23 protein-coding genes are annotated in these 22,754 nt (G+C 64.2%); 13 read left to right on the top strand and 10 right to left on the bottom strand.

Annotated elements, in window-relative coordinates:
* The first annotated feature begins 17 nt into the window (after positions 1–17).
* On the top strand, positions 18–1,094 hold the full coding sequence (locus V2I30_RS00835; RefSeq protein WP_330660166.1) for a bifunctional transcriptional activator/DNA repair enzyme AdaA: 1,077 nt from the start codon (positions 18–20) through the stop codon (positions 1,092–1,094).
* 263 nt (positions 1,095–1,357) lie between these two features.
* Here the strand turns inward: V2I30_RS00835 and V2I30_RS00840 are convergent, their stop codons facing one another.
* The 4 genes from V2I30_RS00840 to V2I30_RS00855 are packed head-to-tail and all read right to left on the bottom strand — an operon-like array spanning position 1,358 to position 6,578.
* Positions 1,358–2,146, bottom strand: a complete 789-nt coding sequence (locus V2I30_RS00840; protein WP_330660167.1) for an SDR family NAD(P)-dependent oxidoreductase — start codon at positions 2,144–2,146, stop codon at positions 1,358–1,360.
* 8 nt (positions 2,147–2,154) lie between these two features.
* Positions 2,155–2,787 carry a glutathione S-transferase family protein gene (locus V2I30_RS00845; RefSeq protein ID WP_330660168.1) on the bottom strand — a complete coding sequence of 211 codons (633 nt, stop codon included), beginning with the start codon at positions 2,785–2,787 and terminating at the stop codon, positions 2,155–2,157.
* 14 nt (positions 2,788–2,801) lie between these two features.
* Positions 2,802–4,367, bottom strand: a complete 1,566-nt coding sequence (locus tag V2I30_RS00850; protein ID WP_330660169.1) for a cryptochrome/photolyase family protein — start codon at positions 4,365–4,367, stop codon at positions 2,802–2,804.
* Positions 4,368–4,400: 33 nt separating this feature from the next.
* Positions 4,401–6,578 (bottom strand): primosomal protein N', encoded by a 2,178-nt coding sequence (locus V2I30_RS00855; protein WP_330660170.1) that lies wholly within the window; start codon positions 6,576–6,578, stop codon positions 4,401–4,403.
* A gap of 60 nt (positions 6,579–6,638) precedes the next feature.
* On the opposite strand from V2I30_RS00855, the gene V2I30_RS00860 reads away from it, so the two are divergent.
* Positions 6,639–7,349 carry a DUF4197 domain-containing protein gene (locus V2I30_RS00860; protein ID WP_330660171.1) on the top strand — a complete coding sequence of 237 codons (711 nt, stop codon included), beginning with the start codon at positions 6,639–6,641 and terminating at the stop codon, positions 7,347–7,349.
* Positions 7,350–7,392: 43 nt separating this feature from the next.
* On the opposite strand, the gene V2I30_RS00865 is transcribed toward V2I30_RS00860, so the two are convergent.
* Both V2I30_RS00865 and V2I30_RS00870 read right to left on the bottom strand, forming a co-directional pair.
* Positions 7,393–8,058: a DUF2490 domain-containing protein gene (locus V2I30_RS00865; protein WP_330660172.1), complete on the bottom strand. Its 666-nt coding sequence runs from the start codon at positions 8,056–8,058 to the stop codon at positions 7,393–7,395.
* 79 nt (positions 8,059–8,137) lie between these two features.
* Positions 8,138–8,797 (bottom strand): DUF2490 domain-containing protein, encoded by a 660-nt coding sequence (locus V2I30_RS00870; RefSeq protein WP_330660173.1) that lies wholly within the window; start codon positions 8,795–8,797, stop codon positions 8,138–8,140.
* Between the two features lie 50 nt (positions 8,798–8,847).
* Between V2I30_RS00870 and fsa the strand changes: the two genes are divergently transcribed.
* The 5 genes from fsa (at position 8,848) to V2I30_RS00895 (ending at position 12,684) form a co-directional block, all read left to right on the top strand.
* Positions 8,848–9,501, top strand: a complete 654-nt coding sequence (fsa, locus tag V2I30_RS00875; RefSeq protein WP_330660174.1) for a fructose-6-phosphate aldolase — start codon at positions 8,848–8,850, stop codon at positions 9,499–9,501.
* A 27-nt stretch (positions 9,502–9,528) separates the two neighbouring features.
* Positions 9,529–11,382 (top strand): cobaltochelatase subunit CobT, encoded by a 1,854-nt coding sequence (gene cobT / locus V2I30_RS00880; protein WP_330660175.1) that lies wholly within the window; start codon positions 9,529–9,531, stop codon positions 11,380–11,382.
* Between the two features lie 89 nt (positions 11,383–11,471).
* Positions 11,472–11,729: a ribbon-helix-helix domain-containing protein gene (locus V2I30_RS00885; RefSeq protein ID WP_442896884.1), complete on the top strand. Its 258-nt coding sequence runs from the start codon at positions 11,472–11,474 to the stop codon at positions 11,727–11,729.
* A complete protein-coding gene (locus V2I30_RS00890) occupies positions 11,726–12,025 on the top strand; it encodes a type II toxin-antitoxin system RelE/ParE family toxin (RefSeq protein ID WP_330660176.1) in 300 nt (99 codons plus the stop codon). The genes V2I30_RS00885 and V2I30_RS00890 overlap by 4 nt, the downstream gene beginning before the upstream one ends.
* Positions 12,022–12,684 (top strand): nitroreductase, encoded by a 663-nt coding sequence (locus V2I30_RS00895; RefSeq protein ID WP_330660177.1) that lies wholly within the window; start codon positions 12,022–12,024, stop codon positions 12,682–12,684. Before V2I30_RS00890 ends, V2I30_RS00895 begins: the two co-directional genes overlap by 4 nt.
* Here V2I30_RS00895 and V2I30_RS00900 read toward each other — a convergent pair.
* Positions 12,681–13,385, bottom strand: a complete 705-nt coding sequence (locus V2I30_RS00900) for a DUF998 domain-containing protein (protein ID WP_330660178.1) — start codon at positions 13,383–13,385, stop codon at positions 12,681–12,683. The two genes, V2I30_RS00895 and V2I30_RS00900, sit on opposite strands and share 4 nt — an antisense overlap.
* Between V2I30_RS00900 and cysS the strand changes: the two genes are divergently transcribed.
* From cysS to V2I30_RS00920, 4 genes are all read left to right on the top strand, one after another.
* Positions 13,384–14,832, top strand: a complete 1,449-nt coding sequence (cysS, locus tag V2I30_RS00905) for a cysteine--tRNA ligase (protein WP_330660179.1) — start codon at positions 13,384–13,386, stop codon at positions 14,830–14,832. The genes V2I30_RS00900 and cysS overlap by 2 nt on opposite strands.
* Before the next feature lie 101 nt (positions 14,833–14,933).
* Positions 14,934–15,872, top strand: coding sequence for a D-2-hydroxyacid dehydrogenase (locus V2I30_RS00910; protein ID WP_330660180.1), 939 nt, complete (start codon positions 14,934–14,936; stop codon positions 15,870–15,872).
* 210 nt (positions 15,873–16,082) lie between these two features.
* Positions 16,083–17,741, top strand: coding sequence for an acetolactate synthase large subunit (locus tag V2I30_RS00915; RefSeq protein WP_330660181.1), 1,659 nt, complete (start codon positions 16,083–16,085; stop codon positions 17,739–17,741).
* Positions 17,742–17,893: 152 nt separating this feature from the next.
* The gene (locus V2I30_RS00920) at positions 17,894–19,330 is read left to right on the top strand and encodes an aldehyde dehydrogenase family protein (RefSeq protein ID WP_330660182.1); all 1,437 of its coding nucleotides are present in this window, start codon (positions 17,894–17,896) and stop codon (positions 19,328–19,330) included.
* A 120-nt stretch (positions 19,331–19,450) separates the two neighbouring features.
* On the opposite strand, the gene V2I30_RS00925 is transcribed toward V2I30_RS00920, so the two are convergent.
* Both V2I30_RS00925 and V2I30_RS00930 read right to left on the bottom strand, forming a co-directional pair.
* On the bottom strand, positions 19,451–19,870 hold the full coding sequence (locus tag V2I30_RS00925; RefSeq protein WP_330660183.1) for a hypothetical protein: 420 nt from the start codon (positions 19,868–19,870) through the stop codon (positions 19,451–19,453).
* Positions 19,860–20,072 (bottom strand): hypothetical protein, encoded by a 213-nt coding sequence (locus V2I30_RS00930; protein ID WP_330660184.1) that lies wholly within the window; start codon positions 20,070–20,072, stop codon positions 19,860–19,862. The genes V2I30_RS00925 and V2I30_RS00930 overlap by 11 nt, the downstream gene beginning before the upstream one ends.
* Positions 20,073–20,298: 226 nt before the next feature.
* Here V2I30_RS00930 and V2I30_RS00935 point away from each other — a divergent pair, with 226 nt between their 5' ends.
* Positions 20,299–21,006, top strand: coding sequence for a LexA family transcriptional regulator (locus V2I30_RS00935; RefSeq protein ID WP_330660185.1), 708 nt, complete (start codon positions 20,299–20,301; stop codon positions 21,004–21,006).
* A complete protein-coding gene (locus V2I30_RS00940) occupies positions 21,003–21,293 on the top strand; it encodes a hypothetical protein (protein ID WP_330660186.1) in 291 nt (96 codons plus the stop codon). The genes V2I30_RS00935 and V2I30_RS00940 overlap by 4 nt, the downstream gene beginning before the upstream one ends.
* A gap of 45 nt (positions 21,294–21,338) precedes the next feature.
* On the opposite strand, the gene V2I30_RS00945 is transcribed toward V2I30_RS00940, so the two are convergent.
* Positions 21,339–22,622 (bottom strand): NADH:flavin oxidoreductase/NADH oxidase family protein, encoded by a 1,284-nt coding sequence (locus tag V2I30_RS00945; protein WP_330660187.1) that lies wholly within the window; start codon positions 22,620–22,622, stop codon positions 21,339–21,341.
* Between the last annotated feature and the right edge of the window lie 132 nt (positions 22,623–22,754).

A 22,754-nucleotide genomic window follows, 5' to 3' on the forward strand; every position in this document is an offset into this window, starting at 1 on the left:
GGAGCGATGATGCGGCCATGACCACAACGAACCTTCCGTCAGCCGACGCGCTTACAGGCGCGTTGACCGACGATCAGCGCTGGCAAATCGCGCTCGCCAAGGATCGCGCCTTCGACGGCACCTTCGTCACCGGCGTGCATTCGACCGGCATCTATTGCCGCCCCTCCTGCCCGGCGCGCGCGCCGCTGCGCAAGAACGTGCGCTTTTACGCGAAGCCCGCCGATGCCGAGGCGGCAGGGCTGCGCGCCTGCAAGCGCTGCTCGCCCAACACGCAGAGCGCCGAGGAAGCCTGCGTGCTCGCCGCCATCGCCGCAATCCGTGCCGACGGCGCCAAGACGCTGGACGAACTCGCCGAACTCACCGGCTACTCGCCCACCCATTTCCAGCGCCTGTTCAAGCGCAGCGTCGGCTTGTCGCCCGCCGCCTTCGCGCGGGCTCTACGCGAAGAACGCGTGCGCGACGCGCTGGCGGACGGGGCCGGCGTCACCGAGGCGCTGTACGATGCGGGCTATTCCTCGCCGTCGCGCTATTACGACGCAATGAAGGGGAAGGGGGCCATGGCACCGAGCAATCAGCGCAAAACCGACGAGGGGCGGGTCATCCACTGGCGGGTGATCTCCACTTCGCTCGGGCAAATGCTGGTCGCGGCGAGCGACAAGGGCGTGTGCTGCCTGTCCTTCGGCATCGGCGACGAGAGGGCCGAGGAGGAGCTGCGCGCCCGCTTTCCCAACGCGCAACTGGTAGCTGCCGGCGAAGCGTTCGGCGCGTTGTTCGACCAGGTCGTCGCCATTGTCGAGCGGCCCGGCCTCGGCAGCGGACATATCCCGCTCGACGTCCGGGGCACCGCGTTCCAGCAGCGTTGCTGGGAGGCGCTGCGCACCATCCCGCCGGGCGAAACCCGCAGCTATGGCGAACAGGCGGCGATGCTCGGCAAACCGGGAGCCGCCCGCGCGGTCGGCAGCGCCAACGGCGCGAACCAGATCGCGGTCCTGATCCCCTGCCACCGCGTCGTCCAGGCCGACGGTTCGCTGGGCGGCTATGCCTACGGACAGGAGATCAAGCGCGAATTGCTGCGGCGGGAACGTGAGAGTTGAACGCTAGCGCAACCCGTACGAGCCCCCGCGAAGGCGGGGGCCTCTGGCGGTTTGGCGCTCGGCCGGTGAGGACGTCCTAACTTTAGGGAGGCCCGCACTGGGGCGAAATCCAACAGGATGGAACACATGGAACACAGTCCAGGGAGGGAATCTCCGCTTTCCCCAAAGCCCACGGAAGGCGGGCGAATGCAACGCTTTGAAAGAGCCGCGCCTTCTATGCCCGCTCCGCCCCCTGTAGGAAAGCGACAAGCCCCCACGCACCCTTACGCATTCTTGATCGTCAGCCCGCCATCGACCGGAATTGCCGTGCCGGTAATGTAGTTGGCGGCCGGCAGCACCAGCGAGAGCGTCATATGCGCGACTTCCTCGGGGTGGCCGTAGCGGCGCAGCGGCACGCGGCGTTTGGCGAAGATTTCCTTGTGCTCGTCGGAAATGCCCGCGGTGATGCCGGTGTGGATCGGGCCGGGGCAGATGCAGTTGACCGTGATCCCCTCGCGCCCGAGATCGACCGCGAGCCCGCGGGTCAGCCCGATGACGCCATGCTTCGCGGCGACATAGGGCGAATTGCTTGGGCTTGCGCCGAGCCCCTCGGTCGACGCGATATTGACGATGCGCGGATGCTCGCTCTGGCGCAGGAAGGGCAGGGCGGCGCGGATCGTGCGACTGTGCGCGGTCAGCATGCCGGCGATGCTCGCGTCCCAGGCGTCTGGATAGGCGTCGTCATCGAGCTGCGCGGGAAGGCTGAAGCCCGCATTGTTGACGAGAATATCCAGCCCACCCAGTTCCTCGGCCATTTGCGGGACGGTGCGCGCGATGGCGTCGCCGTCTGTCACATCGAGCGCGCGGGGCAGGGCCTTGCCCGAATGGCCCGCGTCCGCAATTTCGGCGGCCACTTGCTCGCAGGCCCCCTGGTCGAGATCGGTCAGCGCAACCTTCGCGCCTTCCGCAGCAAACAGATGCGCAGTAGCCCGCCCCATCCCGCTCGCAGCGCCCGTGACAAGCGCGCGGTGTCCGGCGATTGAGCGGCTGAGGCGGGTGTACGTGTCGGACATTCGCGCGCTCAATCGAGCTTGGGTGGGAAGCCCGGTTCGCACTTTTCCATTGCGCGGCGGTAGGCGTCGCGTGCGCCGATGCGCTGGAGGTAGGCTTTGAGGTTCGGCTTGTCGTCGATGCTCATGTTGTTGAAGGCGCGGCTGGTGGTCAGCTGGAACACCATCATGATGTCCGCGGTGGTCAACTGCGAACCGCCGAAATAATCGGCCTCGCCCAGCCGCCGCTCGATCTGCGTCCAGGCGTTGGTCACGCGCTTCGCCAGCGGCGGCGGCATTTGCCCGCCGACCGCATTCACCGCGATCTGCATCATGCCGTTGGTCATGAAGGTCGCGCCCGCAAAGTGGAACCAGTAGAGGTGCTCTGCGAAGTCGCGGTGGTCGGGGCCGGGGACCAGTTTCGTATCGGGGGCATATTTGCCGACGATATATTCGACGATCGCGCCGCTTTCGCCCAGCTTCGTATCTCCGTCCTCGATGATCGGTGCGATTTCCATCGGGTGCAGCGCTTTGAGCTCGGGCGGGGCGAGCCGGGTTTCGGGGTCGCGGTCGTAGAGCTTCAGCTCGTAATCGAGGCCGAGCTCCTCGCACAGCCAGACGATGCGTTCGGACTGCGAGATGCGCAGATGATGGACGGTCAGCATGGGTTCGGCCCTCTCTATTCGTTGCGTGCCCATTCTTTGCCGGCTGGGGTCAGGCTGTCGAGGAAATCCTGCGCGCTTTCGAGATATTCGGACTGCTTTTCCCCGCCCATCCGGTCCCAGGTCGAATAGATGCGGCCGATGCGGTGATTGCTCTCCAGCCGGTCGCGGTGGCGGTCCATGAAATGCCAGTAGAGCGGGTTGAACGGGCAGGCGCCTTCGCCCGTCTTCTTGCTCACCGAATATGAGCATTCCTTGCAGTAATCGCTCATCTTGTTGATGTAATTGCCGCTCGCGGCATAGGGCTTGGTCGCGAGCTTGCCGCCATCGGCGTAGAGGATCATTGCGCTGACATTGGGCAGTTCGACCCATTCATAGGCGTCGGCGTAGACGACGAGATACCAGTCCTGCACCTCGCGCGGATTGATCCCGGCGATCAGGCAGAAATTGCCCAGCACCATCAGGCGCTGAATGTGATGTGCATGGGCGTTGTCGCGCGTCGAGCGGATGCAATCGGCAAGGCAGCGCATATCGGTCTCGCCGGTCCAGAAGAATTCGGGCAGCCCGCGCTGGGCGTTCAGCGCATTGCGGCTCTGGAGATCGGGCATGTGCAGCCAGTAGAAGCCGCGGATATATTCGCGCCAGCCGATGATCTGGCGGATGAACCCTTCGACCGAATTGATCGGCGCGTCGCCGTCTTCGTAGGCTTTTGCGGCGCGCTCGCACAGCTCCAGCGGATCGAGCAGACCGAGATTGATGCTGGTCGAGAGCATCGAGTGATACAGATCGTCCTGCCCATGAACCATCGCGTCCTGATAGGGTCCGAACTTCTCGATGCGGCCCTTGAAAAAAGCGTCGGCGGCTTCCTGTGCTTCGTCGCTGGTGACGGGCCAGGCGAACTTGTCGAGACTGCCGAAATGGTCGCCGAACTTTTCCTCGACCAGCGCGATGACTTCGCTGGTGGTTTCGTCGGGCTCGAATTCGGGCACGGGGGGCGGGTCCATGTCCTCTTTGGGCGGCTTGCGATTGTCCTGATCGTAATTCCAGTCGCCGCCTTCGGGCTTGCCGTTATCCTTCATCAGCAGGCCGGTCTTGCGGCGCATCTTGCGGTAGAAATGCTCCATCGTCAGATGGTCGCGGTCCTCGGCCCAGTCGCGGAATTCGCTGTGCGAGCACAGGAAGCGGTCGTCGGGCAGGATATTGACCTCGCAGGCGAACTTGTCGGGCCATTCCTCGATGGCCTGCTGCACGCGCCATTCACCCGCCTCGACGATATGCAGCTCGCGCGGATCGTGGCGTTCGACGGCGCGCGCGACTTCGCCGGTGAAGCTCCCCGCATTGTCTGGATCGTCAAGCTTGACGTAATCGACCTCCCAGCCGGCATCCTCGAGCTCGGCGGCGAAATGGCGCATGGCGGAGAAGATGAGCGCGATCTTCTGCTTGTGATGTTTTACATAAGTGGCCTCGTCCCAAACCTCCATCATCAGGATGACGGTATCGTTCTTGGTCCGCCCGCGCAGGCTTGCAAGGGTGCGGGTGAGCTGATCTCCGAGGATGGGTACGAGGATTTTGCCAGTGGTCATGGGGCCCCAACGCGCGATCCGCTTATGGGTGCCTCAGACGAAGGAATAGGGGTCGATGTCGACGCCCACGCGCACGCCGGGCGCGAAGTCGTGCGCGTCCAGCCAGCCCCGCAAGGTGCCCTGCAAATTTGCGCTGCGGCGCGCGTTGACGAGGAAGCGATAGCGATAGCGGCCGCGCAGTAGGGCAAGCGGGGCGGGGGCTGGGCCGAGGATGTAGATGTCCTCGGCGCGCGGGCGGGTATCGCCTAGCCGCGCCGCCGCCTCGCGCGCTTCGCGTTCGTCTTCGCTCGAAAGGATGATCGCCGCCCAGCGCCCGAAGGGCGGCGCGCCGGCATCGCGCCGCGCCTCGGTCTCGGCGGCGTAGAAGGCGTCACGGTCGCCATTGGCGAGCGCGGCGATGACATCGGCCTCGGGGTGGCGCGTCTGGATCAGGACTTCGCCCGGCTTCGCGCCGCGGCCCGCGCGCCCGGCGACCTGCGCGATCTGGCTGTAGGTGCGCTCGGCCGCGCGCAGGTCGCCGCCTTCGAGGCCAAGATCGGCATCGACCACGCCGACCAGTGTCAGTTCGGGAAAGTGGAAGCCCTTGGTGACGAGCTGGGTGCCGACGATAACGTCGATCGCGCCCGCCTGGACCTGCGCGAGAAATTCCGCCGCGCGGGCGGGCGTGCCGAGCGTGTCCGAGGTCGCGACCGCGACGCGCGCCTCGGGGAACAGCGCCGCGACCTCGTCCGCGATCCGCTCGACCCCCGGACCGCAGGCGACCAGGCAATCGGTCTCGCCGCATTCTGGGCAGGCCTCGGGCGGCGCGGTCTCGAGGCCGCAATGATGGCAGGCGAGCCGCGCGGAAAGGCGGTGTTCGACCAGCCAGGCGCTGCAATTGGGGCATTTGAAGCGGTGCCCGCAATTGCGGCACAAGGTGAGCGGCGCATAGCCGCGGCGGTTGAGGAACAGCAGCGATTGCTCGCCCGCCTCCAGCCGCGCCTCCAACTGCGCGATCAGCGGCGCGGCCAGCCAGCGCCCGCTCGCCGGCTTCTCGATCGTCAGGTCGACGAGGCGGACTTCGGGCAATTGCGCCCCGCCGAAACGGCTCGACAGCTCCAGCTTCGTATAGACGCCGCTATTGGCCATGTGCAGGCTTTCGAGCGCCGGGGTGGCGCTGGCGAGGACCACCGGGATGTCCTCGAAGCGCGCGCGCATCACCGAGACGTCGCGGGCGTTGTAGCGTACGCCGTCATCCTGCTTGAAGCTGATCTCGTGTGCTTCGTCGACGACGATGAGGCCGAGATCGGCATAGGGCAGGAACAGCGCCGAACGCGCGCCGACGATGACTTGCGCGTCGCTTTTAGCCGGGCCGGCTGCGATGGCGCGCCAGGCCCTGCGGCGTTCGGTCGATTTGAGCGAGGAATGCCATTGCACGGGCGCGGCGCCGAACCGCTGCTCGAACCGGGTAAGGAAGTTTTCGGTGAGCGCGATTTCGGGAAGCAGGACGAGCACTTGACGCCCCATCCGGATGGCTTCGGCGACCGGCTCGAAATAGGTCTCGGTCTTGCCCGAGCCGGTGACCCCATCGATCAGGAAAGGCGCGAATTCGCGTGCCTTCACCGCGTCGACCAGGCGCCCCGCCACCAGCGCCTGATCGGGCGAGAGGTCGGGCTGGTTGTAGTCCGCATCGGCGCGGGGGTAGGGGCGGTCGATCGCGACGCTGATGGGTTCGATCACCCCCTGGTTCACCAGCCCGCGCAACACCCCTTCGGAAACGCCCGCAATCCCAGAAAGGTCGCGGATCGTGCCCTGCTCGCCCTCCAGCGCCTCGATCGCCGTCGCACGCTGCGGCGTCATGCGTTCGGGCGTGCCCCCCGACAGGCGATATTCGGTGATCGTTGTCGGCCCGCCCAGCGCCCCGCCGCTCGACAGCACCATGCGCGCGACGCTGGCGAGCGGGGCACAATAATAGTCCGCGGTCCATTCGATCAGTCGCCGAAGCGGGCCGGCGAGCGGCGGGACGGGGACGATCTCGCGCAAGGGTCTGAGCTTGCTCTCGGGCACTTCGTTGCCGGGCAGGCGACCCTCGTCCCACACGATGCCGGTCACCGTGCGCGGGCCGAGCGGGGCTATCACGACCTGGCCCGGCACCACGCTCATCCCCTCGGCGAGCCGATAGTCGAGCGGCCCGAGCGCTGCATTGAGGACGAGGATACGGACGCGGTTCATCTGCGCTGGATCAATATGGTGCGCATGGCCGTTATGCCACCCACAGGAGAGCGTAAAATCATGAACAGCCCTGATCTCTCGCGCCGTGCAGCCACCGCCCTCGACCGCCGCCGGTTCATCGGCGCGGGGCTTGCCTCGGGCGCGATGCTCGCGCTGCCCGCCTGCGCCAGCTATGGCGGTTTCAGCTATCTCGAAGCAATCCGCCGGCTGCTGCTGATCTCGAGCGAGAATGCCTTTGCGCGTTTGACCGAGCCGAACGGCTTCTGGGACGAACAGGTCGCGCAGCTCGGTCTTGGCGACATGATCGGCACGCGCGGCGACGTGCTCTCGCGCATCCTCACCTCGACCCTGGTGAAGGACCGGCTGGAAGACACCTTCGCCGATTTCGCGATCGATGCCTCCTTCCGCGCTGCCCCGATCGTCGCCGATGCGGTGGACGTGATCGGTTTCGCCAACGCGGTGGACCTGGTGCGCGGCGGCCCGCGCGCGGCGACAACGGCCCTGCGCGGCGAGATCGGTGGACGGTTGATCGATGCGATGGTGCCAGAGCTGGGCGATGCGATCCGAATCGCCTCGGATCCACTGATCGCGGACTTGCTGAACGCGGCGACGGGCACCGATGTCGGTCGCATCGCGCAATCGCTTGCCGGCAATATCGACGAGACGATCTGGGACGAGATCGGCCGCGAAGAGGCGATCATTCGCGCCAATCCCGATGCGACGAACGATCCCGTTCTGGTCGAGGCGTTCGGACGCTGGGGCGGCGCGTGATTGGGCGCGTGAGTGGTCGGCGCGTGAGGCGAAGCCCGCGCACCTAGAAATTCATAAAGACGTTCACTTTGGCGATGTGGTCCGATCGATCCTCGCCATCGCGGAAGACGTGCTGGTTGAGATAGCCCGGCACCATTTCCACGCCCGGCAGGATCGGGACCGACACCCCGATAAAGTTACGCCACACCGAAAGCCCGCCACGCTGGAGCGGCGTCTTGTTCAGCTCGATAAAAGGTTCGGTATAGGCGACGATCCTGTTGCTCTCACTCACGGGCACGCGCAGCTGGACGAAGTTGCGAAAGCGCCAGCCGAGCTCGTCGTCCTCTTCGAAGGTCCGCTGCTCCAGCCGCGTGCGCGAATCGAGCGTGACGCCATCGCGGTCGATCATGCGGACGTTCAATTCCTGATAGAAACGGTGTTCGTTGGTTTCGACAGGGCCGACCGGGTCCGTCAAAATATAGGCATAGCCACCGCCGATATTGACGTCTTCGCTGAGACGAAAGCCGACGAAGGGCCGCAGCAGCAACTGTCCGAGCCGATCGGCGTCGTTGGTGAAGCGCTCCTGCGCTTCGAGCCGGATGATGACCTCGTCGGTCGCATCGATCGTGACGAACTGGCCGAGCCAGATATTGAAATCGTCTTCCGTCGCCGAGGCGGGCGCGGCTAGGCCGGCGCCCATCGCGGCGAGAAGAATGGAAAAGCGGCGCATAGCGAAATCTCTCCGAGCGCGATGATATAATGTCACCGCGTTGTGGATGTCTCAACCGGGAAGCGCGTTTCGGGTTCCCTCAGAAACTGCGGGTGACGATCACCTGCGGGACGTGATTGACGCTGTCGCGCCGGACGGGGTGCGGATTGTAGATGACGAGATAGGCGGCGCTGGCGCTCCAGCCTGCGTCAAAGTCGCGGGCCAGCATGACGCGGCCGCGCCACTGGTCGCGCGCGGCTTGCGATCCGCGATCCCGCCGCTGTGCGAGGTGGAAATATTCGCCATCCGCGCTCGCCTGCCATCGTGGCCCGAGCGGCTGTGTGAAGCGGATGCGTTGGCGCAGGCGCAGCTCCATCCGGTCCGCACCATCGAAGAAGCGTTGCTCGATCCGGGTCCGCGCGGACCAGCGACCGGTATTGAACTCCGCCTGCTGATGGGGCCGTAACTCGGTCTCGCCGAACTCGGTCTCGAATATGCCAAGCCCGCCGCCAACCCGCACGCCCTCCGCCGCCTCGGTGTCGAGCGTTGCGCGCAAGGTGTATTGATCGCCGCCGCGCGCATTCTCGCGCCAGCGCTGCGAGGCATCGGCCGTCAGCCGCCAATCCTCGCTCACATCCGTCTGCGCGATCGCATAGACCCACAATTGCGTATCTTCCTCCGCCGCATGGCCTGCGCATGGTTGCCAAGCTGCGCCGACACAGGCAATCACACCGGCCAATCGCATCGCCAGCGCTTTCATGAGCTTCGTTCCGCCATGGCGCGCGCGTCTATCACCGAAAGGCCGACAGCATGAAATTCTTTGTCGACACCGCCGAGATCGAGCCGATCCGCGACCTCGCCGCGACCGGGCTGCTCGACGGGGTGACCACCAATCCGTCGCTGATCCACAAGTCGGGCCGCGACTTCGTGGAGGTGACGAAGGAAATCTGCGGCATCGTCGATGGTCCGGTGTCGGCGGAGGTGGTGGCGCTCGATCACGAGACGATGATGAAGGAGGCGGAAAAGCTGCGCCGTATCGCCGACAATGTCTGCATCAAGGTGCCATTGACGGTGGACGGTCTCAAGACCTGCAAGGCGCTGACGGGCGACGGGACGATGGTCAACGTGACGCTGTGTTTCTCCGCCAATCAGGCGTTGCTCGCGGCAAAGGCGGGTGCGACCTTCGTCTCGCCCTTCGTCGGTCGGCATGACGACAACGGTTTCGACGGCATGGACCTCATCACCGATATCCGCTTGATCTACGACAATTACGCCTTCGAGACCGAAATCCTGGTGGCGAGCGTGCGTCATACCACCCATGTGCTCGAAGCTGCGCGGATCGGCGCCGACGTGATGACCGCGCCGCCCAAGGTGATCCACGGCCTGTTCAAGCACGTCCTGACGGATGCGGGGATCGAAGGCTTCCTGAAGGACTGGGAAGCGACCGGGCAAAGCATTATCTGACGGGGCGAGCGCGCAATCGGGACATAAATGGCCGACCAATCTCCTCTCGACATCTTCAAGCAGGCGCTGACCGGCGCTGCCCGCGCCCTTGCGCGCGACGGTGAGGTCGAGGTCGCGTGGAGCGCGGACGTTCCGGGCGCATCCGGAAATCGCTTCCGCGTGCCGCTGCCGGGCCGCGATTTGCCCGGCGAACAGGTCGCCGAAGCGCGCGGTTTTGCCGACAGTTTCGCGCTGAAGCTGCGCCATCACGACGCCGGCCTCCATGCCAGCGGCGCGCCGCCCGAACCGGTCGCGCGCGCCTGCTACGACGCGATCGAGCAGGTCCGCTACGAGGCGCTCGGGGCCAACCGCTTCGGCGGCATCCGCGCGAACCTCTCTGGCGCGACCGAAATGCGCACCGCCTCCGATCCGATCGCGCGCGCGCAAAAGGCGGACGAAGTCCCGCTCGAAACCGCGCTCGCGCTGATGCTGCGCGAGGCGCTGACCGGCGAGGCGGTGCCCGAGCGCGCTGCCGCCGGCGTCAGCATGGTGCGCCAGTCGATCGAGGAGGCGGTCGGCGGCTCAATCGGTGAGCTCAGCGACCTTTTGGGCGACCAGGAAGCGTTCCAGAAGCTCGCCCTCGACATGCTGCGCGATCTCGACCTCACCCGGCCCGAAGAGGCGCCCGAGGACACCGACGAGGAGGACGGTGAGGACGAGGACGAGGCCGAAGACGATCAGAGCGGCGACGACCAGGACGAGGGCGATGCGGACCCGCAAAGCGCCGAACTTGCCGGCGAGATGGCTGAAGGCGATGCCGAGGGCGATTCCGACAGCGACATGTCGGCGGACGACGCCATGGAGGAAGGCGAGCCGGGCGAGGAGGGCGAGGCGACCGATGCGCCCGTGCGCCCCAATCGCCCGCAGGCCGACATTCCCGACGGCCTCGACTACACCGCCTTCACCACCCGCTTCGACGAGGAGATCGAGGCGGGCGAATTGTGCGACGCCGAAGAGCTAGACCGCCTGCGCGCCTATCTCGACAGCCAGCTGACCGGCCTTCAGGGCGTGGTCACACGCCTCGCCAACCGGCTGCAGCGCCGCCTGATGGCGCAGCAGAACCGCAGCTGGGATTTCGATCAGGAAGAGGGCGTGCTCGACGCAGCGCGTCTCAGCCGCGTCATCGTCTCGCCGGGCACCGCGCTCAGCTACAAGGTCGAGCGCGACATCGACTTCAAGGACACGATCGTCACCCTGCTGATCGACAATTCAGGCTCGATGCGCGGGCGACCGATCTCGATCGCCGCGATCAGCGCCGACATTCTTGCGCGCACGCTCGAGCGCTGCGGGGTCAAGACCGAAATACTCGGTTTCACCACCCGCGCCTGGAAGGGCGGTCAGAGCCGCGAGGCCTGGCTCGCCGACGGCAAGCCGCAAGGGCCGCAAGGGGGCGGCCCCGGCCGCCTTAACGATCTCAGGCACATCATCTACAAGCAGGCCGACGAACCCTGGCGCCGCGCGCGCCGCAATCTCGGCCTGATGATGCGCGAGGGCCTGCTCAAGGAGAACATCGACGGCGAAGCGCTTCTTTGGGCGCATTCGCGCCTGGTCTACCGCCCCGAAGAACGGCGCATCCTGATGGTGATCTCCGACGGCGCGCCGGTGGACGATTCGACGCTCAGCGTGAATTCGGCAGGCTATCTTGAAGCGCACCTACGCGGCGTGATCGATTGGATCGAGAATGTCTCGCCGGTACAGCTGGTCGCCATCGGCATCGGGCACGACGTGACGCGGTACTACAGGCGAGCGGTGACGATCATGGACGTCGAGCAATTGGGCGGCACGATCATGGAGCAGCTTGCGGAGTTGTTCGAGGACGAGAAGGGCGCGCGGCGGCGCTGATGCAACGCTCTGCCGACTGCACGTTGCTCAGATCATACTTTGTGTGATAATTGCCCGGCATGGCAAAACTTGAGCGTGTTACTGTCACGATGCCCGCCGAAATGGCGGCCAAGCTGCGCGCCGCGGTCGATCGCGGAGATTACGCCACCACCAGCGAAGTCGTACGCGAAGCCTTGCGCGACTGGAGCGGGGAAGAGGAACGGCGCCAGGCCGAAAACGCCCGCATGCGCGCCATTCTGGATAAAGCGCGATCGGGCAGGCACTACTCCGCCGACGAGGTATTTGCCGAAGCCCATCGTCGTATCGACAATAGCGTGAAACGGAAGGCGCGTGGGCAAGCCGCTTGAACATCGATTACACGCAAGATGCCCTTGCCGACATAGGTGAGATCGGCGCTTATATCGCTGAGGATGATACCGAGCAGGCGCGACTATTCGTTGATCGTCTGAGGGAATTCATTGAAGGGATCGCGGAGAACCCGCGAAGGTTCCGGTTGCGAAGCGAGTGGGGTAGGAATGTTCGAGCAGCGAATTTCCGTAATTATCTTATTATTTTCGAACACGATGATGTGAATATACTCATACTGCGCGTCGCAAGTGGCCGTAGAAACATGATCGCACTGTTATCGGAATCCAAAGAATGAACGTAACCGAAGCCGTCAAAACCCGCCGCTCCGTGCGCGAATTTCTCGACAAGCCGGTCGAACTCGAAACCCTGCGGCGCGTCATGGACACCGCGCGCTGGGCGCCTTCGGGATGCAATTACCAGCCGTGGGAAGCGACGATCCTCACCGGCAAACCGCTCGCCGATTTTCAGGCGCAAATCTCGGACAAGCCGATGCAGCAGCTCGAATATAGCTGGGAGGCGCCGGGCGAGCACGAGCACTACAAGGAGCGCTTGCACGGCGTTTCGAAAGGCATGTTCGGCGCGCTCGGGATCGAACGCGACGATGGGCCGGGGCGCACGCAGGCGATGCTGCGCAACAAGACCAGTTTCGATGCGCCCGCGCTGCTGCTGTGCTATTTCCCCAAATTCATGCTCGAGCCGCAATGGTCGGACACGGGCATGTGGCTGCAGACTGTCGCGCTGTTATTGCGCGAGGAGGGGCTCGACAGCTGTTTCCAGGAATTTATGGCGTTCTACGCGAACGAAATCCGCGACTTCCTCGGCCTCGATCACGAGCAAACGATGTTCTTCTGCGGCATGGCCATCGGCTACCGCGACCCCGATGCACCGGTGAACAATTTCGAGCGCGAGCGCGTGCCGCTCGACGAACATGTTCATTTTCGCGGCTTCGACTAGGTGCGCTGATCCTCCGACACCCGGCGCGCGATATCGGGATCGCGCCAGATCATGACCCCCATGGTGATGAACCAGGTCAGCATTAGTGCGGCGAGGACGCGCTCATAGCCGCCGTCCCAAGCAGTCGGCACGACGAACAGGCCGGGCCCCATGATCAGCCACACGATGCCGAGCGCGTAAAGCGCGACGCCCAGCACCTTGCTGATTTCGTAAAATTGCCCCGCGGTCAGCAGCACGGTCAGGGGAAAGGCAAGGCCCAGCGTATAGACCAGCGCGCGGTGGATCACCGGGCCATCGCCGGTGGTGTAGGCCTCGTAGCCGGCGACCAGCGCGACGCTGATTGCGACCACGACGAGAAAGAACGCGCCCGCTTTCCAATCCAGCCGCTCGATTCGCCAACGCAGCAGGCCCGCAGTCGTCGCCAGCACCCCGCCGACGAAGGCGAACAGCCCGGCATCGACCAGGTCATCGATCGGCGTGTCGCGCTGCGGCTTGGCAGCGGCAAGATCGCTGATCGTGTCGCGAGCCATGCCAACGCGTTCCGAGAGCCCGAGACCGACGAAATCCATAACGATCGCGATCAGGCAGCCCGCGATCGCCAAGCCGCCGAGAATGCGAGAGGTGGTGTCGGTTCCCGAGTCGGTGCTGATATGCGCCTCCTGTTGCGTGCCCCGGAGCTTTGGCGCATGGCACCCGGCCATGGCCGACACTCCCTTGAGGCTGTTCAACAGTCTAAATCGCGAGATCGAAACCTTCGTTCCCGTCCACGATGGCGAAGCGCGAGTCTATACGTGCGGGCCGACCGTCTACAATTACCAGCATATCGGCAATATGCGCGCCTATGTCTTCGCCGATACGCTGGGCCGCACGCTGCAATATAAAGGCTACAAGCTGACTCACGTCGTCAACATCACAGACGTGGGCCACCTCACGTCCGACGCCGATGAGGGCGAGGACAAGATGGAGAAGATGGCTGCCTCGCAAGGCAAGTCTGCATGGGACATTGCGCGCTTCTATCAGGAGGATTTCGAACGCGATTTGGCGCGGCTGAACGTGCAGAAAAAGCAGCACCCGCGCGCCACCGATTATGTCGAGGAGATGATCGATTGGGGCACGCGGGTGGCGGATAAGCATTGCTACGAGCTCGACAGCGGGCTCTATTTCGACGTCTCTACGGTGGAGGATTACGGCAAGCTTGCGCGCGCCGTCACCGAGGAGGGTGAGGGACGGATCGAGCGGCTGGAAGGCAAGCGCAACGCCGCCGACTTCGCGATCTGGCGCAAGACCCCGCCGGGCGAAACGCGGCAGATGGAATGGGACAGCCCATGGGGCAAGGGCGCGCCGGGTTGGCATCTCGAATGCTCGGTCATGGGCGAGAAGCTCTTGGGCTTTCCCTTCGACATTCACACCGGCGGCATCGACCACCGCGAGATACACCATCCCAACGAGATCGCGCAGAACCAGGCCTATTGCTGCTCGGGCAGTCTCTCCGATGCCACCAATTCGGGCGCGCGGATCTGGATGCACAACAACTTCCTCGTCGAGCGCTCAGGCAAGATGTCGAAGTCCTCTGGCGAGTTTCTGCGACTGCAATTGCTGGTCGACAAGGGCTTCCACCCGCTCGCCTACCGCATGATGTGCCTGCAGGCGCATTACCGAAGCGAGCTGGAGTTCAGCCGGGAAGGGCTGGAAGCGGCGCTGACGCGGTTGAAGCGAATGGTCATGGCAGCGGAGCGACTATCCGATGCGCCCGCGCAGCCGGTTGCCGAACACCCCAAATTCACCGCCCCGCTTGCCAAGTTCGACGAGGCAATGTCGGACGACCTCAACACCGCCGTCGCCCTGACCGCGCTCGAAGACGCGCTCGCGGTCAAGAAGGTCGATGCCGGTATCAAGCGCGCGGTCATCGAGCATATGGACGCCGTGCTCGGCCTCGGCCTTTTCGACCTGACCCGCGCAGACCTGAGGCTCCGTCCGACAGACGCTGAGATCGAGGAGGCGGAGATCGAAGATGCGCTTGCCCGGCGCAAGGCGGCGCGCGCGGAGAAGGATTTCGCAACGTCGGACGCCCTCCGCGACGAGCTCGCAGCAAAAGGCGTCGAGGTGATGGACGGCGATCCACTCGGTTGGGAGTGGAAGCTGTCCTGACCTCACCGTCACCCCGGACTTGATCCGGGGTCCCGCCGCCTCTTACGACGGATTTAAGAAGCCGGACCCCGGATGAAGTCCGGGGTGACGAAAGGAATTCCATGACGACCCTCGCGATATCCGGTCTCATCCGCCCGCTGCTCGAACCGCAGCTGCCTGATGGCCTCGACGTGCGCTGGTTCATGACGGCTGAGGAAGCGCTCGCCGCCGTGAAGGGCGCGGAGATCGGCTGGTTCGACATGAACGACAAGGAAGCGATGGCGAAGGCGCTGCATGCAGCGACCGAGCTTAAATGGCTGAACTCGATCTATGCCGGGCTCGACTTCCTGCCGATGGATGTCCTTATAGAGCGCGACATCACCGTGACCAACGGGGTGGGCATCAACGCGGTCACCATCGCCGAATATACGATCATGGGCATGCTCAATATCGCGAAGGGTTACCGCGAAGTCATGCGCGCGGCCGAGCGGCGCGAATGGCTGTTCGATTCGCCCGGCAAGCGCGAGCTCGCCGGCTCGAAAGCGTTGCTGCTCGGCTATGGCGCGATCGGAAAGCTCATCAAGCCGCGCCTCGAAGCCTTCGACGTCGAGGTGACCGTGGTTCGCCGCACGCCGGGCGAAAACACGCTCGGCCCGGACGAATGGCGCGGGAAACTTGGCGAGTTCGACTGGATCATCCTCGCTGTGCCTTCGACCCCCGAAACCGAGAACATGATCGGCGCCGACGAGCTTACGAGGATGAAATCCGACGCGGTGCTCGTCAACATCGCGCGCGGCGAGGTGGTGGACCAGCCGGCATTGGTCGACGCGCTCCAGGCGAAGTCCATCGAGGGCGCGTTTCTCGATGTCACCACGCCCGAACCGCTGCCCGAAGATCACGTGCTTTGGACGCTCGACAACGCGCATATCTCGATGCACCTGTCGGGCCGCGCGCAGGACAAGATGTTCGTCCGCTCGGCGACGCGCTTCCTCGAAAACCTCGAAAACTACCTCGCCGGAAAGCCCGTCGCGCCGATCTTCGATCCCAAGCTGGGATACTAGAAGGGCGCTTTGGCGCTTGGCCCTTGGATTCTGGCGGAATCGTGCAATACATGCATCAGGCGCTCGGCCATGTGCGGCCGGGCGATCGAGACCATGCGGCGAAAGCAACGGGGTGCGCCTTCCCATTCGAGGAAGGGCCTTCGCCGACAGGTTGAATGCGCGGCGTTGCCCCCGGGGGCGGCCTGCGCGAAACATGGGGGGAAATAGCGAATGACCGAATCCAAGAAAGCCTCGGACGTCTTCATCGACTGTCTCGAGGCCGAAGGCTGCGAGTACATCTTCGGCGTACCGGGCGAGGAGAACCTCGATTTCCTCGATTCGCTGGGCAAGTCGGACAAGATCAAGCTGATCCTTACCCGCCACGAACAGGGCGCAGGCTTCATGGCCGCAACCTATGGGCGGCACACCGGCAAGACCGGGGTGTGCGTCGCGACGCTCGGCCCGGGCGCGACCAACTTCGTGACCTCGGGCGCCTATGCGCAATTGGGCGGAATGCCGGTGCTGATGATTACCGGGCAAAAGCCGATCAAGAAGTCGAAGCAGGGCCGCTTCCAGATTCTCGACGTCGTCTCGATGTTCGAGCCGATCACGAAATACGCCGTGCGCATCTCCGCCGGCGACAATCTTCCCAGCCGCGTGCGCGAGGCCTATCGCCTCGCCGAAGAGGAAAAGCCCGGGGCAACGCTGATCGAGCTCCCCGAGGACATCGCCGAAGAGCCGACCACCGACTTCACGCCGCTGCCCAAAAGCGTCGCGCGGCGCCCGAGCGCCGAGCCCAAGGCGGTGCGCAAGGCAGTGGAAGCGATCGAACAGGCTAATAATCCTGTCATCGTCATCGGCGCGGGAGCCAACCGCAAGATGTGCGGCCGGATGCTCGAACAATTCGTCGAAAAGACCGGCATTCCCTTCCTCACCACACAGATGGGCAAGGGCGTGATCGACGAGCGGCACCCCAAATTCCTGGGCTGCGCCGCTCTATCGGCGGGCGACTTCGTCCACCGCGCGGTCGAAGCCAGCGACTGCATCATCAATGTCGGCCACGATGTTATCGAGAAGCCGCCCTTTTTCATGAAGGATAACGGGGTCACCGTGATCCACGTCTCGACCAGGACGGCGGAGGTCGACCCGGTCTATTTCCCGCAGATCGAGGTGATTGGCGACATCGCCAACGCGATCTGGCAGATCAAGGAAGATATCACGCCCAATCGCGACTGGGATTTCGAGCACATGCTCGATTATCATAAGGCCGAAGTGGAGCACACCGGCAAGCTCGCCGCCGATACGCGTTTTCCGATCTTTCCCCCGCATCTCGTTCAGCAGGTTCGCGACGCGATGCCGCGCGACGGGATCATCTGCCTCGACAATGGCGTCTACAAGATCTGGTTCGCGAGGGGTTATACCGCATACCTTCCCAACACCGTGCTGCTCGACAATGCGCTGGCGACAATGGGCGCCGGCCTGCCGAGCGCGATGATGAGCGCGATGCTCTATCCGACACGCAAGGTGATGGCGATCTGCGGCGATGGCGGGTTCATGATGAACAGCCAGGAGATGGAGACCGCGGTGCGCCTCGGCCTCAATCTCACCGTGCTGATCCTGCGCGACGATGCTTACGGCATGATCCGCTGGAAGCAGGCGAATATGGGCTTCGACGATTTCGGCCTCACCTATGACAACCCGGATTTCGTTGCCTACGCGGAAAGCTATGGTGCGAAAGGACACCGGGCGGAAAGCTCGGACCACCTGCGCGAGCTTCTGGCGCATTGCCGCGACACGCCGGGGGTGCATCTGATCGATTGTCCGGTCGACTATTCGGAGAACGACCAGATCCTGAACCACGATATCAAGAAGCTGAGCGCCGAGCTTTAGGTCACGTGTGAGCGCAGTGGGGTCCTTCGAGACGGCACCTCGCTTCGCTCGGCACCTCCTCGCCGATGAGCGGATAGTGTATGATCCCGCTCATCGGCGAGGAGGGGTGAAGACGCAGTCTGAACCCCGTCTCGAAGGACCGGAGACCAGGAATGCCCACCCTCAAAGACACCTATCCGCTCTACCTCAACAACAAGGCTGCGCAGCCGAACACCGACCTCGAAGTCACCGACAAATATACGGGCGAGGTCGCCTTCCGCACCGCGCTCGCAACACCCGACGTAATCGAGGAAGGCATCGAAGGCGCCGTGCGCGCGGCCGAGCCGATGGCGAAAATGGCGAGCTTCGAGCGGCAGGCGGTGCTCCAGCACTGCGTCGACCGCTTCCGCGAGCGCTATGACGAGCTTGCCTATTCGCTGTGCGTCGAGGCGGGCAAGCCGATCAAGGACGCCGAGGGGGAGGTCGACCGCCTGATCGACACCTTCAAGATCGCCGCCGAGGAATCGGTGCGCAATTACGGCGAAGTTCAGCCGCTCGATATTTCCCCGCGCGCCAAGGGCTATATGGGCATGTGGAAGCGTGTGCCGATCGGTCCTGCGAGTTTCATTTCGCCATTCAATTTCCCGCTGAACCTCGCCGCGCACAAGATCGCGCCCGCGCTCGCGGTGGGCTGTCCCTTCGTCATGAAACCGGCTTCAAAGACGCCGCTCGGGGCGCTCATCATGGGCGAGGTGCTGGCCGAGACGGACTTGCCCGAAGGTGCGTTTTCGATCCTGCCTGCCAGCCGCGACGGGGCGGATCTATTCACCGAGGACGAGCGGTTGAAGCTCCTTTCCTTCACCGGCTCGCCCGGCGTCGGTTGGGAGCTCAAGGCGAAGGCGGGGAAGAAGCCGGTCGTGCTCGAACTGGGCGGCAATGCTGCGGTGATCGTCGACAAGGATGCCGATCTCGACCATGCATTGGAACGCATCATCTTCGGCGCCTTCTACCAGTCGGGCCAGTCCTGCATCGGCGTCCAGCGGATCATCATCCACGAGGATATCTACGACCGTTTCAAGGACATGCTGGTCGAAAAGACCAGGACGCTGGTCGCGGGCGATCCCAAGGACCGCGACACCTTTATCGGCCCGATGATCTCCGACAAGGAAGCGGGCCGCCTCAAGGGCTGGATCGACGATGCGATCGACCAGGGCGCGACGCTCTTATGCGGCGGGGGGCTGTCGAACGGCAATATGCTGGAGGCGACCCTGCTCGAAAACGTGCCGTGCAAGGCGGACGCCAATTGGGAAGAGGCGTTCGGCCCGCTCGCGAACCTTTCCAAATTCGACGACTTCTACGAAGCTCTCGACCAGGTGAACAATTCCAAGTTCGGCCTCCAGGCGGGCATCTTCACGCGCGACCTGCACCAGGTGCTCGACGCCTGGGACACGCTCGATGTGGGCGGGATCGTCATCAACGACGTCTCCTCCTACCGCGTCGACAACATGCCCTATGGCGGGGTGAAGGATTCGGGGCTGGGCCGTGAAGGCATCCGCTTCGCGATGGAGGACCTCACCGAAATCCGGAATCTCGTGATCCGCCGCACCTAAGCGCGGCGAGCGGTAATTCTCCCCTCCCCATGGGGGAGGGGCCGGGTGTGGGGGCTCCACAACCAGCGGGCGTCGAACACCTACCCCTAACCCCTCCCTCGAGGGAGGGGGAGACCGCGATCAACTCTCCTCCAGCAGTAACAGCACGCAGGTCGCCACCAGCCGCTCTTCCGCGCCGAAACGGTGATCGACTTCGCGCACGGTCGCGTCGGCCACTAGCTGTCCGGGAATGGTGAATTCGTGCTCGGGCAGTTGCGCGATCAGCTCCTCGCCCGCCGCGACCGCTTGCGCACCGGTGAATTCGAACGCGATTTCATGGCGCGTGCCGGAAAAGGTGATCGAATTCCACGCCGTCTCTTCGTGAGAGATCAGTTTGGCCTGACCCTGCGCGAGCGCGAGCATGGCGTCGCGCAGCCGGTCCGCCGTGGTGCGGCGCGGGCGATAGCGGTGTCCGGGCGTACGCGGCGTCGCTCGATCGGTTGACGGTGCGCTCTTGAGCTCGATGGCGGCTCGGCGTTTCGTGTTGCTCTCATGCAGCATGGAAGGCTCCCTTCACCTGCATGGGCGCTGGCATGGCGGAAGTGATCCGCGACGACTTTACCTGCTCCAGCGACGCTTCGAAGTTGCGCATCCAGGCGCGCGTCCTCGCTTCTGTTTCGGGTCGGGGAATGCGCCCCATCCGCAAATCGAGCACGAAGCGCGGATCGTGCGCGGCAAGGCGCCCGAACTTGGTGGCGGCCATATCGTGGGTTCTGAGAAAGACTTCGACCGAGCGTAGCAACATGTGGCGATCCCCTGGGCTGTTTGGATATGCGTTTCAGTCCATTCACCGAGCGCCCCGCCGTCCAGCGAATCACTCAATGTTCATCAAATGTTCCAGCGCAAATCCAACTTGTCTAGGAAAAATACTATGCTATAGGAAATCTCAAGGGGTACAAATCGTGCCGCCGCCCTTGAGGTTACATGCCATGCCAAGACGATCCCTCGATCCGCTCGACGATTTCGAACCCGAAGAGCGCTATGCCCGCGCCAGATTGCGCGAAATCATGCGCGAGCGGGGCGCGACGCTTTCGGGCCTTGCCCGGTTGATCGGACGCAATCCCGCCTATTTTCATCAGTATATCAATCGCGGTAGTCCCCGCCATCTCGACGAACCGGACCTGCTGAGGATTGCCGAATTTCTCGGCGTCGAGGCCGAGGAGATCGCGACCCGCGACGTGGCGAGACGTGGGGCCAGACGCGGGACGGGGGGCAGTTCCGATTCGGCGAATGCGGATTTTCTCGCCGTCCCGAGATTGACCATCGAGGCGTCGGCAGGTCCGGGCGCGTTCGGTGCGGAGGAAATTTCCTACGACACCTTCCGCTTCTCGCGACGTTGGCTCAAGGAACAGGGGCTCGACGGGGCGCAGCTTTCCGCCATCGCGGTCAAGGGCGATTCGATGGAACCGCTTCTGGCGGATGGCGACGAGATCCTGATCGACCGCACCCCGCGCCCCTTTCGCGACGGCGTCCATGTCGTGCGTTTCGACGACACGCTGATGGTCAAACGCATCGCCCGCGGCGCGGCGGGCCGCTTCTCGCTATTGAGCCAGAACATGGCCTACCCCCCGATCGACGTCGCCGCCGACGAGATCGAGATTATCGGCCGCGTCGTATGGAAGGGCGGGCGGATTTGATTGAGCCGCTGTACCTGTACGGCCCGATGGTCGCGGGGATCGTCCTCCTGCTCTCGGCGATCTTGAATTTCTTCTATCCGCGACTTTGGTGGCAGATTGTTCTGGCTCCGGTTGTTTATGGCGGCGGCGTGATTTGGTTTATGGGTCCAGGTCCGCCAGGTGATGTCGTGTTCTACGGACTGATCGTCTTCGTTGCTTGCTCGGCTTTCGGCATACCGCTCGCAGTGTTCGCAATGCCGCTGCCAGAGCTAGCGTGGCGCTGGTTGCGAGCGCGCAAGGGCGGCTGACAGGCAAGTTGACCTAATCGGGAGTCTGGCGGGGTTTTTTCGCCATCACGCCCGCCGCCGCTCCAGCCAGTCCTTGTGCGTCGCCTCCACCTGCCGCCATGCCTTGAACACCGACAGGCCCGGGCGCGGCGCGCCGTGACGGCCGAGCGCATAGATCTGGCCGTAGAACCAGTATTGCGTGGCGAAACCCGCCAGGGTACGCACCATCTTGATCTTCGTCAGGAATTTGAGGACGCCGGGCAGCAGCGACAGCCAATCCTCGAAGCGCGGTAGCCCGCTCGCCCCCTCGATCAGCCGCGCGGGGCCATCGGTCTGGACGCAGAGCGGACGAGCCAGGCCGATCACATCCGCCGCATCTTCGGCTAGCGCCTGCTCCATCGCCGCGCGGCTGCGAAAGCCTCCGGTCACCATCAGTGGCACCTTCGCCGCCTCCTTCATCACGTGCGCGAAGTCGACGAAATAGGCCTCGCGCGCGGCGGTGCTCTTCGCGATGTCGGGATCGTCGGCAGGCTCCGTCCCCTCGATCCCGAGCAATTTGGGCTGCTCGTAAGTGCCGCCCGATATCTCGATCAGATCGACGCCGAGCTCCTCGAGCCACCCGACGACCCGCAAGCTGTCCTCGAAGGCGAAGCCGCCCTTCTGGAAGTCGGCGCTGTTGAGCTTGGCTGCGATCGGATAATCGCCGCCAACAGCTTCGCGCGACCGGCGCACGATCTCGGTCAGCAGGCGCGCACGGTTTTCGAGGCTGCCGCCCCATTCGTCGCTGCGCCGATTGGTGCGCGGGGAGAGGAATTGCGACACGAGATAGCCGTGCGCGGCGTGGATCTGGATGCCGGTGAAGCCGACCTCCTTGCAGATACGCGCGGCGCGGACGAACCGCGCGATGATGTCGGCGATCTCTTCTGCCTCCAGCGCGACCGGTTCGCCGAACTGGCCGCCCGGCAGATCGAGCTTCACCGCGGAAGGCGCCTTGGGCTGCGGATTGATAGCGGTCATGGTCTGCCGGCCCGCATGGCTGATCTGCGCCCAGAAATGGGTGTCGTTCGCGCGTCCCACCGCTGTCCATTCCTCGAACAGCGCGCGTTCGGCAGCGGTCAGGTCGCGGTCGATGATGACGTTCCCGGGCCGTTCGAGATGGTCGGCATCGACCTGGATATTGCCCGACAGCAGCATCCCCGCCCCGCCGCGCGCCCATAGATCGTACAGCCGCACCAGTTCGGGCGTCGGCAGGCCCGTCGTATCGGCAAGCCCTTCGGTCATTGCCGCCTTGGCGAGGCGATTGGGGAGGGTCGCGCCGCAGGGCAACTGCAAGGGCTCGGCGATGTCCACCGCGTTGTTTCCTTTTCGATTTAAGGCTTTTGCGAGGGTTTCTAGCCTAGGGTTTCAGGCATGTCGCGCGGTCATTCCTTCGCCGGGCGTGGGTACTGAAGCATGGATAACGGCCTTGTTCCCGTTCTCGCT

The organism is Erythrobacter sp. (genome assembly GCF_036351135.1).
Taxonomy (GTDB): Bacteria; Pseudomonadota; Alphaproteobacteria; order Sphingomonadales; family Sphingomonadaceae; genus Erythrobacter.

Bases quoted from the DNA above. Each gene is read 5' to 3' on its own strand.
- cobT (WP_330660175.1), top strand. From the start codon at position 9,529: ATGGCCGACCAATCTCCTCTCGACATCTTCAAGCAGGCGCTGACCGGC.
- V2I30_RS00910 (WP_330660180.1), top strand. From the start codon at position 14,934: ATGACGACCCTCGCGATATCCGGTCTCATCCGCCCGCTGCTCGAACCG.
- V2I30_RS00895 (WP_330660177.1), top strand. From the start codon at position 12,022: ATGAACGTAACCGAAGCCGTCAAAACCCGCCGCTCCGTGCGCGAATTT.
- V2I30_RS00920 (WP_330660182.1), top strand. From the start codon at position 17,894: ATGCCCACCCTCAAAGACACCTATCCGCTCTACCTCAACAACAAGGCT.
- V2I30_RS00850 (WP_330660169.1), bottom strand. From the start codon at position 4,367: ATGACCACTGGCAAAATCCTCGTACCCATCCTCGGAGATCAGCTCACC.
- V2I30_RS00855 (WP_330660170.1), bottom strand. From the start codon at position 6,578: ATGAACCGCGTCCGTATCCTCGTCCTCAATGCAGCGCTCGGGCCGCTC.
- V2I30_RS00870 (WP_330660173.1), bottom strand. From the start codon at position 8,797: ATGAAAGCGCTGGCGATGCGATTGGCCGGTGTGATTGCCTGTGTCGGC.
- V2I30_RS00935 (WP_330660185.1), top strand. From the start codon at position 20,299: ATGCCAAGACGATCCCTCGATCCGCTCGACGATTTCGAACCCGAAGAG.
- cysS (WP_330660179.1), top strand. From the start codon at position 13,384: ATGGCCGACACTCCCTTGAGGCTGTTCAACAGTCTAAATCGCGAGATC.
- V2I30_RS00865 (WP_330660172.1), bottom strand. From the start codon at position 8,058: ATGCGCCGCTTTTCCATTCTTCTCGCCGCGATGGGCGCCGGCCTAGCC.
- V2I30_RS00860 (WP_330660171.1), top strand. From the start codon at position 6,639: ATGAACAGCCCTGATCTCTCGCGCCGTGCAGCCACCGCCCTCGACCGC.
- V2I30_RS00885 (WP_442896884.1), top strand. From the start codon at position 11,472: ATGCCCGCCGAAATGGCGGCCAAGCTGCGCGCCGCGGTCGATCGCGGA.
- V2I30_RS00915 (WP_330660181.1), top strand. From the start codon at position 16,083: ATGACCGAATCCAAGAAAGCCTCGGACGTCTTCATCGACTGTCTCGAG.
- V2I30_RS00835 (WP_330660166.1), top strand. From the start codon at position 18: ATGACCACAACGAACCTTCCGTCAGCCGACGCGCTTACAGGCGCGTTG.
- V2I30_RS00930 (WP_330660184.1), bottom strand. From the start codon at position 20,072: ATGGCCGCCACCAAGTTCGGGCGCCTTGCCGCGCACGATCCGCGCTTC.
- V2I30_RS00900 (WP_330660178.1), bottom strand. From the start codon at position 13,385: ATGGCCGGGTGCCATGCGCCAAAGCTCCGGGGCACGCAACAGGAGGCG.
- fsa (WP_330660174.1), top strand. From the start codon at position 8,848: ATGAAATTCTTTGTCGACACCGCCGAGATCGAGCCGATCCGCGACCTC.
- V2I30_RS00925 (WP_330660183.1), bottom strand. From the start codon at position 19,870: ATGCTGCATGAGAGCAACACGAAACGCCGAGCCGCCATCGAGCTCAAG.
- V2I30_RS00840 (WP_330660167.1), bottom strand. From the start codon at position 2,146: ATGTCCGACACGTACACCCGCCTCAGCCGCTCAATCGCCGGACACCGC.
- V2I30_RS00845 (WP_330660168.1), bottom strand. From the start codon at position 2,787: ATGCTGACCGTCCATCATCTGCGCATCTCGCAGTCCGAACGCATCGTC.